At 62.3% G+C, this 13493-nt stretch carries 14 protein-coding genes and 1 other RNA gene; 12 read left to right on the top strand and 3 right to left on the bottom strand.

Annotation, left to right across the window (positions count from 1 at the left end; genetic code table 11):
- Nucleotides 1-612: 1-deoxy-D-xylulose-5-phosphate synthase N-terminal domain-containing protein (locus tag I8N66_RS27210; protein ID WP_291160479.1), on the bottom strand; the 612-nt coding region annotated here is incomplete at its 3' end.
- Between the two features lie 339 nt (nucleotides 613-951).
- Between I8N66_RS27210 and I8N66_RS27205 the strand changes: the two genes are divergently transcribed.
- From I8N66_RS27205 to ssrS, 3 genes are all read left to right on the top strand, one after another.
- Nucleotides 952-1221: a DUF4164 domain-containing protein gene (locus tag I8N66_RS27205; RefSeq protein ID WP_065375262.1), complete on the top strand. Its 270-nt coding sequence runs from the start codon at nucleotides 952-954 to the stop codon at nucleotides 1219-1221.
- Nucleotides 1222-1232: 11 nt separating this feature from the next.
- Nucleotides 1233-1610 carry a cell division protein ZapA gene (locus I8N66_RS27200; protein ID WP_223725532.1) on the top strand — a complete coding sequence of 126 codons (378 nt, stop codon included), beginning with the start codon at nucleotides 1233-1235 and terminating at the stop codon, nucleotides 1608-1610.
- A gap of 56 nt (nucleotides 1611-1666) precedes the next feature.
- Nucleotides 1667-1824, top strand: a non-coding RNA gene (gene ssrS, locus I8N66_RS27195) — 6S RNA.
- Between the two features lie 22 nt (nucleotides 1825-1846).
- Here the strand turns inward: ssrS and I8N66_RS27190 are convergent.
- Entirely contained in the window at nucleotides 1847-2716 is an 870-nt protein-coding gene (locus I8N66_RS27190; protein WP_223725531.1) for a LysR family transcriptional regulator, read from the bottom strand.
- A 111-nt stretch (nucleotides 2717-2827) separates the two neighbouring features.
- Here I8N66_RS27190 and I8N66_RS27185 point away from each other — a divergent pair, with 111 nt between their 5' ends.
- Complete coding sequence (locus I8N66_RS27185; protein ID WP_223725530.1) at nucleotides 2828-3046, top strand: hypothetical protein; 219 nt, start codon at nucleotides 2828-2830, stop codon at nucleotides 3044-3046.
- A gap of 20 nt (nucleotides 3047-3066) precedes the next feature.
- Here I8N66_RS27185 and I8N66_RS27180 read toward each other — a convergent pair whose 3' ends face one another.
- Entirely contained in the window at nucleotides 3067-3276 is a 210-nt protein-coding gene (locus I8N66_RS27180) for a transcriptional regulator (protein ID WP_223725529.1), read from the bottom strand.
- A 360-nt stretch (nucleotides 3277-3636) separates the two neighbouring features.
- Between I8N66_RS27180 and I8N66_RS27175 the strand changes: the two genes are divergently transcribed.
- The 8 genes from I8N66_RS27175 (at nucleotide 3637) to I8N66_RS27140 (ending at nucleotide 13396) form a co-directional block, all read left to right on the top strand.
- A complete protein-coding gene (locus I8N66_RS27175; protein WP_113540894.1) occupies nucleotides 3637-4209 on the top strand; it encodes a 5-formyltetrahydrofolate cyclo-ligase in 573 nt (190 codons plus the stop codon).
- A 213-nt stretch (nucleotides 4210-4422) separates the two neighbouring features.
- Entirely contained in the window at nucleotides 4423-5247 is an 825-nt protein-coding gene (locus I8N66_RS27170) for a YmdB family metallophosphoesterase (protein WP_291160468.1), read from the top strand.
- A 579-nt stretch (nucleotides 5248-5826) separates the two neighbouring features.
- Nucleotides 5827-6981 carry an efflux RND transporter periplasmic adaptor subunit gene (locus I8N66_RS27165; protein ID WP_113540895.1) on the top strand — a complete coding sequence of 385 codons (1155 nt, stop codon included), beginning with the start codon at nucleotides 5827-5829 and terminating at the stop codon, nucleotides 6979-6981.
- Nucleotides 6978-10157, top strand: coding sequence for a multidrug efflux RND transporter permease subunit (locus tag I8N66_RS27160; RefSeq protein WP_291160465.1), 3180 nt, complete (start codon nucleotides 6978-6980; stop codon nucleotides 10155-10157). Before I8N66_RS27165 ends, I8N66_RS27160 begins: the two co-directional genes overlap by 4 nt.
- Before the next feature lie 276 nt (nucleotides 10158-10433).
- On the top strand, nucleotides 10434-11270 hold the full coding sequence (locus tag I8N66_RS27155; RefSeq protein ID WP_291160482.1) for an MBL fold metallo-hydrolase: 837 nt from the start codon (nucleotides 10434-10436) through the stop codon (nucleotides 11268-11270).
- 17 nt (nucleotides 11271-11287) lie between these two features.
- Entirely contained in the window at nucleotides 11288-11770 is a 483-nt protein-coding gene (locus I8N66_RS27150) for a hypothetical protein (RefSeq protein ID WP_291160462.1), read from the top strand.
- Between the two features lie 84 nt (nucleotides 11771-11854).
- On the top strand, nucleotides 11855-12601 hold the full coding sequence (locus I8N66_RS27145; protein ID WP_043625539.1) for a YebC/PmpR family DNA-binding transcriptional regulator: 747 nt from the start codon (nucleotides 11855-11857) through the stop codon (nucleotides 12599-12601).
- 165 nt (nucleotides 12602-12766) lie between these two features.
- On the top strand, nucleotides 12767-13396 hold the full coding sequence (locus tag I8N66_RS27140) for an HAD hydrolase-like protein (protein ID WP_291160457.1): 630 nt from the start codon (nucleotides 12767-12769) through the stop codon (nucleotides 13394-13396).
- Nucleotides 13397-13493 lie beyond the last annotated feature (97 nt).

Below are 13493 nucleotides of genomic sequence, written 5' to 3'. Positions count from 1 at the left end.
GGCGTGCTGGTCGGTCGAGTCGGCGATCGAGATCGGGCCGTCGATCGAGATGTTGTTGTCGTCCCAGAAGACGATCAGCTTGTTGAGCTTCAGGTGGCCGGCAAGCGAGATCGCTTCCTGGCTGATGCCTTCCATGAGGCAGCCGTCACCGGCGAGCACATAGGTATAGTGCTCCATCAGGTTGGAGCCGAATTCGTCACGCAGCTTGCGCTCTGCGATCGCCATGCCGACAGCGTTGGCAATGCCCTGGCCGAGCGGACCCGTGGTCGTCTCGATGCCGGCGGCGTGGCCGTATTCCGGGTGGCCGGCCGTGCGGGCGCCGAGTTGGCGGAAATTCTTGATCTCTTCGATCGAGATGTCTTCGTAGCCCGTCAAATAGAGCAGCGAATAGAGCAGCATCGAGCCGTGGCCGGCCGACAGCACGAAGCGGTCGCGGTTCGGCCAGGAGGGGTTCTTGGGGTCGAAGCTGAGATAGCGCGTGAAGAGGACTGTCGCTATGTCGGCTGCGCCCATGGGCAGGCCAGGGTGGCCGGACTTTGCCTTCTCGACGGCATCCATGGAGAGGAATCGGATCGCATTTGCCATCCGGTCGTGTTTTTCGCGAGAGATCATGACTGTTCCGTTTTGCGTTCGGTGGTCAGGGAACGGTCTCTATCCTCCAAAGACCGCGCAAGAAGCGGCTGACACATAGCAGGTGCGCCGTGCGAGTCAATAAATACGGGCCTTCCGCGGCCATTTGACGGCAGGTTGTTCCGGGCCTTGTCCCGCAATGCAACAACGCTTTCGCACCGCCGTTGAAGAAAGCCGGCTACGCAATCCATCCACAGCTTCCGTAGTTGTTTGCGGAGCTTGGCATTGTTGAGACTTACGTAATAGGTTTAAAAAAGATCGAGCCGAAGCGGCGGACGGGATTCGGGCGATTCGGCCTCACGGGCGAGGTATTCGGAACACATGCCGGCAAAGACTGTCAAAGCGGCGATCGACGAACTGCGTAACGCGGTGCAGTCCCTGGAGAATGCGATCGACGGTCGGTTTGACAGGGAACGGGATTTCGGCGAGTTCGAAAGCGAGGTGCGGCGCGTCAACACCGACCGCTCGCGGCTCGCACAGGAGCTCGATCAGTCGCAGTTCCGGGCAAATCGGCTCGAGGAGGTCAACCGCGAGGTTTCCCGTCGCCTCGTGACGGCGATGGAAACCATTCGGGCGGTGCTCGACCGCTAGGAACAAGCGACATGGCGCAGGTCACAGTATCGATCGACGGCAAGGCCTACCGGATGGCTTGCGAGGAGGGGCAGGAGGATCATCTGATCGAGCTTGCCACCAATTTCGATCAGTATGTCGGGCATCTCAAGAGCCAGTTCGGCGAGATCGGCGATCTGCGCCTCACCGTCATGGCCGGCATCATGGTCATGGACGAACTCAGTGAGGTCAATCGCCGGCTGAAGAACCTCGAGACCGAGGTCGGCAACCTGACCAACGGGCGCGACGCCGCCATGTCCGATCAGATGAAGAGCGAGGAAGCGCTGGCCTCCGCCCTCAGCGAAGTCACCCAACAGATCCACAGCATTGCCGCCAAGCTGAACGGCCGACCGACGACGCCGGCAGGCTGACAAGGTTTCGGCGGGAAGCCTCTGGCGCGAAGCACCGAGACACTTTATATATCGGGTGCGGTCTGCGCTTCCCGACAGGAACCACAATCCCCGGGGCCATACTCGATCTCAAGGGAGCTGTCCCTGTCCGGGCTCGTGGGTCTGGACACATGGCGCCCACCTACTTTGTAGGCACCCGGGATCGTAAAATATCCATCGGTTGTGTGGATCGCACCTCTCCCTCTTTATGTGACCGCTCAATCTCCGGCAAAGGCCCGCCTGATGGCATCGGCCATGGCCTCGACGATCCGGTCCTTGCCGTTTCCAGCTTTCGATATCCGCAGCACGACGTTCGAGTGGTCGATCACCTCGTAGCCGTCATCGGCCGTCAGTTCGCGGCACCCGGCCGGGATGCTGCTGCGAGCGAGCGGCGCAATGGCAAGGCCCGACACCACGGCCGCCATCAGGCCGCCGCTCGTGCGGCTGACATAGGCGACGCGGCTTTCAAGGCGGCATTTCCTGAGATTGCGCTGGGCGAGGTCGTCGCACCAGCCGCCCTCCAGATAGGTATAGGTGGCGATCGGCAGAGGCCGCCGCTCGTCAGTGCGGTGCTGCTCGGAGGTCACCCAGACGGTCGGATCCATCATCAGCACTTCATTCTTCGTCCGCCCGCCGGGCTCGAAGACGACGGCGAGATCGATTTCGCCGGCTTCCAGTGCTGCGATGTTGGTCATGGAGGCGCCCTGCTGCACGGTGACTTCGACGCCGGGGTGGATGGCGGCGAAGGTTCCGAGCGCTTTCGGCAGGGTAGAGTTGATGTACTCCTCGGGAATGCCGATGCGGACCGCGCCGTCGAGGGCAGGCTGGCGCATCGCGGCGGAAGTATCGTCGAGCAGCGTCACGATGCGTCTCGCATTGTCGAGCAGTCGCAATCCCTGCGGTGTCAGCACGACACCACGCGAGTGTCGCTCGAACAGGGTGTCGCCGAGCATGTCCTCGAGTTTCTTGATCTGCATGCTGACGGCGGATTGCGTGCGCCCGACAATATTGGCGGCGCGCGTGACGTTGCCGGTGTCGACCACCGCAAGAAAGGTTCGGAGCAGGTCGCTGTCGAGCGGAAGAGACATGGCTGTAACCATCAGAAGTTCTGATGGAAGCCATGCTTGCAATTCGTTTGTCAGATGTCAACGCAAGGACGAAGATCGCGTGATCCGATCATCTTGCGCAGGGCATACCCCATGAGCGTGCTTGCCGTTTTCGCCTTCTCCGAAGCCTCCATCGCGCTGCGGCGTCGCGTGACGCGATGGTCCCGCGACCTTCTGCTTCCTGTGGCGCTGGTGAATGTGCCGTCAGGCAGACCGGCGCTCCTGCGCGATGCGGGGATCTGTCAGGAGGCTGCCGGGATGATGCGGCGCGAAAGTCTGGCAAGCGTCTACCGGTCGCACTGGTTGCTGTAAGCGATTTTTCTGGTGCGGGATCAGGAGATGAGATCGAGTCTGGCGGCGCGAAACACCGCTTCGGCGAGATTGCCCGCCTGCAACTTGCGCATGGCATCCGCCAGTGCCCGATCGATCCGGTCGAGAGGAATGTCTGTCTCGCGCATCATGTCCTGGCGTGTGCGACCGCGGGCGGCGAGCGTCAGACAGCGCAGTTCCAAGGGTTCGAGTTCGTTCATCTGGTCCTTCATGGACGTCGGCTTTTCCACTGCTGCCTGCAGGATCGCGCCCTTACATCGAGCGCGGGCATTAGTTCATGCTAATTATTTGAAATCGTGTCCTTATTTGCACGTGCCCCAGGCTCCATGAAAGCAGAACCCTTGCCCATGATGAATGGAAAGCTAATGCTGTACTGAAGTGGGAAGAGGGCGGCATGACTGTCGCAAACCGTTGCAAATGCGGCGATGCTGGTAGGAAGGAGAAAGGTGCGATCGCCTAAACAGACTGGCAGCCGGCCCGGGAATCGGCGACAGATGGGGAGCTTGTGCCATTTCGGGAAGTGATTTTCTCCGGTGACGATGGCATGCGGTGAACTGGCAGGAGAGGATCGGATGTCACCGAAGGATTTGAAGGCGGCACTGCGCAGGGAGAGGCTGGCGTTGCGTGACGCAATGTCGCCGGAGATACGGATCGAAGCGAGCCTGACCATGGCCGATCACGCCGGCGACGTCATCGCGCTCGACCCTGGGCACATCGTCTCCGGTTTCTGGCCGATCCGCTCCGAGGTCGACATCCGGCCGCTGATGGCGCGGCTGAGGCAGCGCGGTGCCCGGCTCTGCCTGCCCGCGGTGTTGGACAAACGGACGATCATTTTCCGCGAACTGCTCGACGGTGCCGATGTCATCGCCACGGGTTTCGGCACCACCGGGCCTGGTCCGGAGGCGCCGGAGGTCGATCCGGATATCATGCTTGTGCCGCTTTCCGCCTTCGATTCGACCGGCCACCGCATCGGTTATGGCGCCGGCTTTTACGACCGCGCCATCGACCGGCTGCGCAACAAGGGTCACCTGCCAAAGCTGATCGGCATAGCGTTTGACTGCCAGGAGGTCGCATCGGTGCCGGCCGAACCGCACGATGTGGCGCTCGATGCGGTGCTCACCGAGAGCGGGTTTCGGCATTTCTAGGATCGTTTGCCGAAACCTTCGAATGGCCTAACATTCTGATATCGCAAAGGTCGAGACGATGGGCCGTTTGACGGGATCGCTGGAATTGATCTTGGGCGTTTCCTGCGGCGTCAGGATCGTGTAGACGCTCTACCTCTTTGTTTTACGCAGGTCCGGACGCCACGATCGCTGACGCGCTTCCGCCGGAACTGCCCTGGTGGGATTTGAGCGAGCATGAGGCTTCTGTTTCTGGGGGATATGGTGGGCAAGACGGGCCGCACGGCGGTCTGGGAACGGCTTCCGGGACTGATCGGTGACCTCAAGCTCGACTTTGTCATCGTCAACGGCGAAAATGCAGCCGGCGGCTTCGGCATCACAGAAGACATCTTCCTCGAGACGATCAACGCCGGTGCCGACGTGGTGACCACGGGCAATCACGTATGGGACCAGAAGGAAGCGGTGGTCTTCTGCGAGCGGCACGACCAGTTTCTTCGCCCGGCCAACTATCCGGCCGGCACACCCGGCCGCGGTTCCAACCTGTTCTTTGCCCGCAACGGCGCCCGCGTTCTGGTTGCCAATGTCATGGGCCGCGTCTTCATGCATCCGGAACTCGACGATCCCTTCAAGGCGGCCGAGGCGATCCTCGACGCCTGTCCGCTCGGCGAGCAGGCGGATGCGATCGTCTTCGATTTCCATGCGGAAGCGACCAGCGAGAAGCAGTGCTTCGGCCATTTCGTCGACGGCCGCGCGAGCCTCGTCGTCGGCACGCACACACACGTGCCGACCGCCGATCACCAGATCCTCAATGGCGGTACGGCCTATATGAGTGACGCTGGCATGTGCGGCGACTACGATTCCTCGCTCGGCATGGACAAGGAAGAACCGCTCAACCGCTTCATCTCGAAGATGCCGAAGGGACGCTTCGAGGCGGCCTCCGGCCCCGCGACCATCTGCGGCCTCGGCGTCGAGATCTCCGATCGCACCGGTCTTGCCGAAAAGATCGCGCCTTTGCGCCTCGGCCCAAGACTGGCCGAGACGATCCCGGATTTCTGGTCCTAAAGCGAAGTCAGCCGCATTTCCGGCCCGCCGAAGGCGCTTCTGGTTGAAGCGCGTTCCACCACGTATCGCCTTCCGGGAATTGATTTTTTTCAAGGTGACAACCCCATCAAATGATGGCAGGTTATCGCGAAATCACGCCGGGCCGGGGCGTGATGCATTCGAGCGTTTTCAAGAATGAATACCGTCCGCAGTCATGGATTGCGGGCTTGTGCTGTCGTCATCGGACAATCGGGAGCAGGTGCTCTCTGCCCGGCGATCTCGATCCAACAGCGTTCGCCGGCCCTGAGCGGAGACCGCTGTAACATTTGATTTTTTGCATGACTTTGTGACTTGGGTCGCTGCCGACCCTGGACTTTGTGCAGAGCGCGATGCGGGTGGGAAGCGTTCCTCCCCCCGTCTTGCTCTGGAGCAATCAAAACGATCGCGATGGTGCACCGGAAGGCCGCTCATCGCGATGATAGCGCGACTCCGGAAGTCGTCCGAGGCGATTTCGTCAGGAGTGGTGTAGTTTCAAAGAGTTAGGTCATTTCATGGGATCTCGCGACCGGTGGAATGGCCTTGTGCATTCGGAGGGCATGCATGTTGTCTAAGTGGCATTTGCCGATGATCGTCGGCGCTTCTCTTTCCCTTCTATCCACTGTTGGTGCCCAAGCGCAGGACGCGCAATTGCCCGTCGTGACCGTCGCCAAGCCGGTGGTGCGTGACGTGGTCGACAGCGACGAATTCATCGGCCGGTTCGAGCCGGTCGACGAGGTGCAGGTTCGCGCCCGCATCGGCGGTTATCTCGACGAGGTCAACTTCACCGATGGTGCCCTGGTGAAGAAGGGCGACAAGCTCTTCGTCATCGACCAGCGCCCCTATCGCACGTCTCTGTCTCAGGCCGAGTCGACGCTGGAATCGGCGCGCTCGTCGCTGGAATTCGCCGAAGCGCAATTCAAGCGGACGCAATCGTTGACGGGCACCGGCACGCTATCGATATCGACGCTCGACGACCATCGCCGCGAACTGCTTTCGGCGCAGGCGCTGGTGCGCGGCGCGGAAGCGGCGGTGGACCGCGCCAAGCTCGACCTCGATTACACCACGATCACCGCACCACTGAGCGGCCGTGTCGACCGGCGTCTGCTGTCACCGGGCAACCTTGTGCAGGCCGATCAGACCGTCCTGACGACGATCGTCTCGCTCGACCCGATCGACTTCTATTTCGACGTCGACGAGCGGCGGCTGCTTTCCTATGCGCGGGTCGCGCGCGAACGTGGTAGTGCGTTGCAGGAAGGCGGCGGTGCGCTGGAGGTGCTGGTCACCATCGCCGACTCCAATGAAGAGCCGTTCAAGGGCAAGCTCGACTTTGCCGAAAACCGTGTCGACCCACAGAGCGGCACGATGCGCGTGCGTGCCCGTCTTGAAAACCCGAAGCTGGTACTGCAGCCGGGTCTCTTCGGCCGTGTGCAGATCGAAGGCTCGAACACCTACAAGGCCGTGCTCATTCCGGACGAGGCGATTGGCGCCGACCAGAACGAGCGCATCGTCTACGAGGTGACCGGGGATGGATCAGTGGTGACCAAGCCGGTGCGCCTTGGACCGAAGCTGCACGGCTATCGCGTCATCCGCTCAGGCATGACCGGTGATGAGACCATCGTCGTCAACGGCCTCATGCGGGCGCGCCCCGGCACCAAGGTGAAGCCCGAAATGGTTGAGCTGCCCCCTGAGGCGCAAGCGGTGGGGACGGCGCAATGAGGTTCGCTCACTTCTTCGTCGACCGACCGATCTTCGCGTCGGTGCTTTCGATCGTACTCCTGATCGTCGGCAGCATCGCCTATTTCCAGCTTCCGGTGGCGCAGTATCCGGAAATCGCCCCGCCGACCATCGTCGTTCGCGCCGCCTATCCTGGTGCTGACGCCGACACCGTTGCCAATACCGTCGCGACGCCGCTCGAACAGGAAATCAACGGCGTCGAGAACATGCTCTACATGTCCTCCTATTCGACCGCCGACGGTTCGATGGCGCTGACGATCACCTTCAAGCTCGGCACCGACCTCGACCAGGCGCAGGTGCTGGTGCAGAACCGCGTGTCGATCGCCGAACCGCGCCTGCCGGAAGAGGTTCGCCGCATCGGCATCACCACGGCGAAGAGTTCGCCCGACCTGATGATGGTCGTGCATCTGCTCTCGCCCACCGAGCGCTACGACCAGCTCTACGTCTCGAACTATGCGCGCACGCGCATTCGCGACCTGCTGGTGCGGCTCGACGGCGTCGGCGACGTCATCCTGTTCGGCGAGCGCGAATATGCGCTGCGCGTCTGGCTCGATCCGGAAAAGCTCTCGGCCTACGGCATGACGGCGGGTGATGTCGTGCAGGCGCTGCGTGAACAGAACGTGCAGGTCTCCGGCGGCTCGATCGGCGGTCCGCCGGCGCCGGGTGACAGCGCGTTCCAGTATACCGTCACGACGGACGGTCGCTTCAGCGATGCGCGGCAGTTCCGCTACGTCATCGTCAAGGCGACGGAAACGGGCCGGCTCGTGCAGTTGCAGGACGTTGCCCGCATCGAACTCGGCGCGCGCGAATACGTCAACAACAGCTATCTGGACGGTAGCCCGGCGGTGGCGCTCGGCATCTTCTCGCGGCCGGGCACCAATGCGCTCGATGCCGCCGAGCAGATCCAGAAGGTGATGACCGACGTGTCGCGGGATTTCCCCGACGGCCTTGAATACCGGATCGTCTACAACCCGACCGAGTTCATCTCGGAATCGATCAACGAGGTCTACAAGACGATCGCCGAGGCGGCGGTTCTCGTAGCCATCGTCGTTCTCGTCTTCCTGCAGTCCTGGCGCACGGCGATCATCCCGATCGTGGCGATCCCCGTGTCGCTGGTCGGTACCTTCGCCTTCCTCTACGCCTTCGGCTTCTCGCTGAACATGCTGACGCTGTTCGGCCTGGTACTGGCAATCGGTATCGTCGTCGACGATGCGATCGTGGTGGTGGAGAACGTCGAGCGAAATCTCGCGCGTGGCATGACCCCGCGCGAGGCCTCGCACGTGACCATGGACGAGGTGGGGGCCGCGGTCATCGCCATCTCGCTGGTGTTGACCGCGGTCTTCGTGCCGACCGCCTTCATCCCCGGTATCGCCGGCCAGTTCTACCTGCAGTTCGCGGTGACGATCTCGGTCGCAACGGTCATTTCCGCCTTCAACTCGTTGACGCTGTCGCCCGCATTGGCGGCGATCCTGCTGAAACCGCATGAGAACGGCCACCACGAGAGCCGCAATCCGATCACGCGTTTCGGCCGGTCACTGGCAAACGGCTTCAACAACGGCTTTGACCGCATGGCCGAAGGTTATGCATTTATCGTGCGCAAGCTGGTTTCGACGAGGACGGCGCTGGCTGCGGCCCTCATCGTTTTCGTCGGCCTGCTCGGAGCGACCTGGTACATGGCGCAGATCGTGCCGCGCGGCTTCGTGCCGACGATGGACCAGGGCTATGCGATCGTCGTCATCCAGCTTCCGGACGGGGCCTCGCTCGACCGGACCGACGCCGTGGTCAAGCGGGCTTCGAAGATCATCGAGGACGTGCCCGGGGTGAAGAGCGCCGTTGCCTTTGCCGGCTTCAACGGTGCGACCTTCACCAATGCATCCAATTCGGGCGTGGTTTTCGCCTCCTTCGAAAGCTTCGAAGAGCGGCTGAAGCATGGGCAGCGCGCCAACCAGATCATCGGTCAGCTCTATGGCAGCCTGCAGAGTATCCAGGAGGCCTTCATCATCGCCGTGCCGCCGCCTTCGGTCCGCGGCATCGGCAACTCCGGCGGCTTCAAGATGCAGATCATGGACCGCCAGGGCTCCGACATGCGCCGAGCGCTGGGACTTGCCTATCAGATGATGGGTGCTGCCAACCAGACGGAGGGGTTGACCGGGGTCTTCACCACATTCTCGGCCTCGAGCCCGCAATACTTCCTGGCGATCGATCGCGACAAGGCGCGTACGCTCAACGTGCCGATCCCCAATATCTTCGAGGCGCTGTCGATCAACCTTGGCACCTCCTACGTCAACGACTTCAATGCCTTTGGCCGTGTCTACCAGGTACGGGCTCAGGCCGATCAGCAGTACCGCATCGAGCGTGACGACATCCTCGCGCTGAAGGTGCGTTCGGCGACCGGTGCGCTGGTGCCGATGGGGACGCTCGTCGAAATCAAGGATACCGCCGGCCCGACACTGGTTCAGCGCTACAACATGTATGTGTCGGTTCCGATCCAGGGCAACCCCGGCATCGGCGTATCGACGGGGACTGCTCTCGACAAGATGGAGGCACTGGCCGCCCAGATCCTGCCGCAGGGCACGACCTTCGAGTGGACGGAGCTTGCCTTCCAGGAACGGCAGACCGGCAACACGGCGGTGTTCATCTTCGCGCTGTCGGTGGTCTTCGTGTTCCTGGCGCTGTCGGCCCAGTATGAAAGCTGGGTGCTGCCGCTGGCGATCATCCTGATCGTACCGCTCGGCGTGCTCGCAGCGCTGGCCGGCGTGTTCGTCCGCGGCCTCGATAACAACGTGCTGACCCAGATCGGGCTTATCGTGCTGATCGGCCTTGCGGCCAAGAACGCGATCCTGATCGTCGAGTTCGCGCGGCAGGGCGAGGACGAAGGCAAGACTCCGATCGAGGCGGCGGTCGAGGCCAGCCAGTTGCGCCTCAGGCCGATCCTGATGACCGCTTTTGCCTTCATCCTCGGCGTGGTGCCGCTGATGATCGCCACCGGCCCGGGTGCTGAAATGCGCCAGTCGCTCGGCACCGCGGTGTTCTCAGGCATGCTCGGCGTGACCTTCCTCGGCCTGTTCCTGACGCCGGTCTTCTACGTGGCCCTCAGGTCGCTTCGGCGGCGCAAACCGGTTGTGGCGACAGAGCCCGCCACTCATCCGGCGGAGTAGCCAAGCCCTCCTAGAAAGTGGCGATGCCCGGCAGCAATGCCGGGCATTTGCTGTTGAACGGGGCCAAATTCCCGGTTCGCAGTCGGGGGCGGTGACGAAAACGTGAGCAGGGCCTGCCGTTTGTAACTGGACGAGGCCGAAAGCTTGAACAATTCTCTCCCCGCCCGTGACGCCATCATCAGGCCGAGCGAAGGCAAAGGCTTCCATTCGCTGTTCAACGGCTTCACTCCACGCGGCCCTCAGGCCCGAGGTCAAGCAAAGTGAGAGAGGTGAAGGCTGATGCTCCGGTACCTTGTCTACACGTTCGCCGCCATATGGCTCATTCATGCGTTCTGGCCATCGGTCACGCATGCGCAACAACCGCCAAGCCACGCCAGCCAATGCCAGGCGATTGCAGAGGCTATACCCCAGGCGATCTTCGCCAGCTTCACCCCCGCCGCTGCCGCCAAGAGACAGGCAGCGGTCGGCGAGGTGACGATAACCTATCTCGGCCACTCCACCTTCCTGATCGAGACACCCGGCGGCGTGTCGATCGCGACCGACTACAATGGCTGGTTCGCGCCGTCGGCGCCGCCGACGGTCGCAACGATGAACAAGGCGCATTCGAGCCACTACACGCTTTTGCCTGACCCGGCGATCAAGAACGTCCTGCACGGCTGGGGCGACAGCGGCAAGCCCGCCCGTCATGACCTCGTGGTGGGCGACACCTACATTCGCAACGTCACGACCGACATCCGCGCCGGTGGGGCGGCGATGGAGCACGACGGCAACTCGATCTTCATCTTCGAGGTGGCGGATCTGTGCATCGGGCATCTCGGGCATCTTCATCACGAACTCGACGACAGCCACTATCGCCAGATCGGCCGGCTCGACGTTCTCATGGTTCCCGTCGACGGTGGCCTGACCATGGGGGGCGAAAGCATGAGCCGGGTCGTCAACCGGCTGCGGTCGTCGCTGATCCTGCCGATGCATCGCCGCGGTCCACCAATCGATGCTTTCCTCGATATGTTCGGCGAAGACTATGACAAACGCTTCGCCGAAAGTGCCAGCATCAAAGTCTCTTTGCGTTCCTTGCCAAGCAAACCTCTGATTTATATTCTGCAGGGCGTCTGAACTCTCAGGATCGCCCGATGAAGTTGCTTGTAGTTGGCGTTTCGCTTTTCCTGTCCCTGTCGACCCTTGCCGAGGCAGGCGGCGCGCCTCCGCCCCGCATGCCCTCTCCTGAAGGACAACAACTGCAGAACGCACCTGAGACGACGGTGCGGCCGGCGGGCGCGCAGGAGGTGTTCGTGATGCCCTCGGGCAATATCGGCTGCGTCTATACGCCGGCCGGCGGCACGCCGGTCTACCAGCCCGCCGACGGCGGCCCCGAACTTTCCTGCGATATCGTCGCGCCGCATTATGTTCGGGCCACAATGGGCCGCACCGGTGCAGCCATGCTTGATCACGCCGTCGGCGATCCGAGCTGTTGTTCCTCCGGGCAGGTGCTCGACTACGGGCAAAGCTGGGTGCGGGGGCCGTTTTCCTGCGCCTCCGAACGCACTGGCCTTTCGTGCCGTCGCGATGACGGACACAGCTTCCTCCTAAGCCGCGCGCGGGTATCGGCCGACTGAAAAGCCGCGCCCCGGCTGGACGAAAAGCGGCAATAAAACTATAAGGCGCCCCATTCCTACATAATCATGCATGCAGAGGGTGCCATGGCTGGCCATTCACAGTTCAAGAACATCATGCACCGCAAGGGCCGTCAGGATGCGGTGCGCTCGAAAATGTTTTCCAAGCTCGCGCGCGAGATCACGGTTGCCGCCAAGTCCGGTATGCCCGACCCGGCGATGAACGCGCGCCTGCGCCTGGCGATCCAGAACGCCAAGGCGCAGTCGATGCCGAAGGACAACATCGAACGGGCGATCAAGAAGGCCTCCGGCGGAGACGCGGAGAACTACGAAGAAGTCCGCTACGAGGGTTACGGCCCCGGTGGCGTTGCCGTCATCGTCGAAGCCTTGACCGACAACCGCAACCGTACCGCCTCCAACGTGCGCTCGACCTTCACGAAGGCTGGCGGTGCGCTCGGTGAAACCGGTTCGGTTTCCTTCTCCTTCGATCGCGTCGGCGAGATCACCTACAAGCTTTCGGTCGGTGACGCCGACAAGGTGATGGATGCGGCGATCGAAGCGGGTGCCGACGACGTCACCACCGACGAGGACGGTCACACGATCATCTGCGGCTTCGAGGCGATCGGCGAAGTCTCCAAGGCGCTCGAAGACACGCTCGGCGAAGCCGAAACGGTCAAGGCGATCTGGAAGGCCCAGAACACCGTTCCGGTCGACGAAGAAAAGGCGCAGTCGCTGATGAAGCTCATCGACATCCTTGAAGACGACGACGACGTCCAGAACGTCTATTCGAACTTCGAAGTGTCGGACGAGATTCTGGCGAAGCTGTCGGCCTGATCCGACGCCCGGCAAGTTCCGGAATATTCACCCGTGTCCGAAAGGACACGGGTTCTTCTTTGGGCGTCGTGCGCCGGGACGAGCGCGCAAAATACGCCCTAGCACTTTGATTCGAGAGCGTCTTCCCGCTTCCAGCGTTTCCACTTGAACGCTAATGTGGCGCTGATGACCTATCAGTTCGCTATCTTCGATTTCGATGGCACGCTGGCCGATACGGCGGCGGGCTTCATGGCCGCCTGCAACAGTGCCGCGCGTCGCTACGGCTTTCGTGAGCTTTCCACTGCGGAATTCCAGTCGCTGAGAACGATGGGCAACCGCGAAATCATCGCGCATCTCGGCGTGCCCGTATGGAAGTTGCCGCAGATTGCCACCTTCATGCGTAGGGCCATGGCGGCCGAGGCTGCCTCCGTCCGGCTGTTTCCGGGCGTTGCCGAGTTGCTGGCGCGGTTGAAGGCTGCCGGTATCGGCATCGCCATCGTCAGCTCGAACGCGGAAGAGGGCATTCGCGCTGCGCTCGGAGAAGCGGCTGCCGCTGTGGACCTATTCGAATGCGGTGCTGCTCTTTTCGGCAAGGCGCAGCATTTCAAGAAGGCGATCCGATACTCGGGCCTGGATCCCGCCCGGTTCCTTGCGATCGGGGACGAGGCGCGCGACATCGAGGCGGCGCGCAAGGCCGGCATTGCCGCAGGTGCCGTGGCCTGGGGCTATGCCGATCCGGACTTTCTGCAGAAGCTTGGACCGGACCGGTTTTTCACCCGCATGGAGGAGATCGCGCCCGCGTTCGGCGTGAACTGATCCCTAGCGTCAGGCGGCCTTGGCGAGCTCCTTCTGCGCATCCGCGAAGAGGCGAAGCGAATTCAGGCGGGCGTCCATGTCGAAGATCGGCATGGAG

This window comes from Ensifer sp. SSB1 (assembly GCF_016652895.1).
GTDB lineage: Bacteria > Pseudomonadota > Alphaproteobacteria > Rhizobiales > Rhizobiaceae > Ensifer.
Note: the sequence above shows the minus strand (reverse complement) of the source record. Positions and strands in the feature narration are given on the sequence as shown.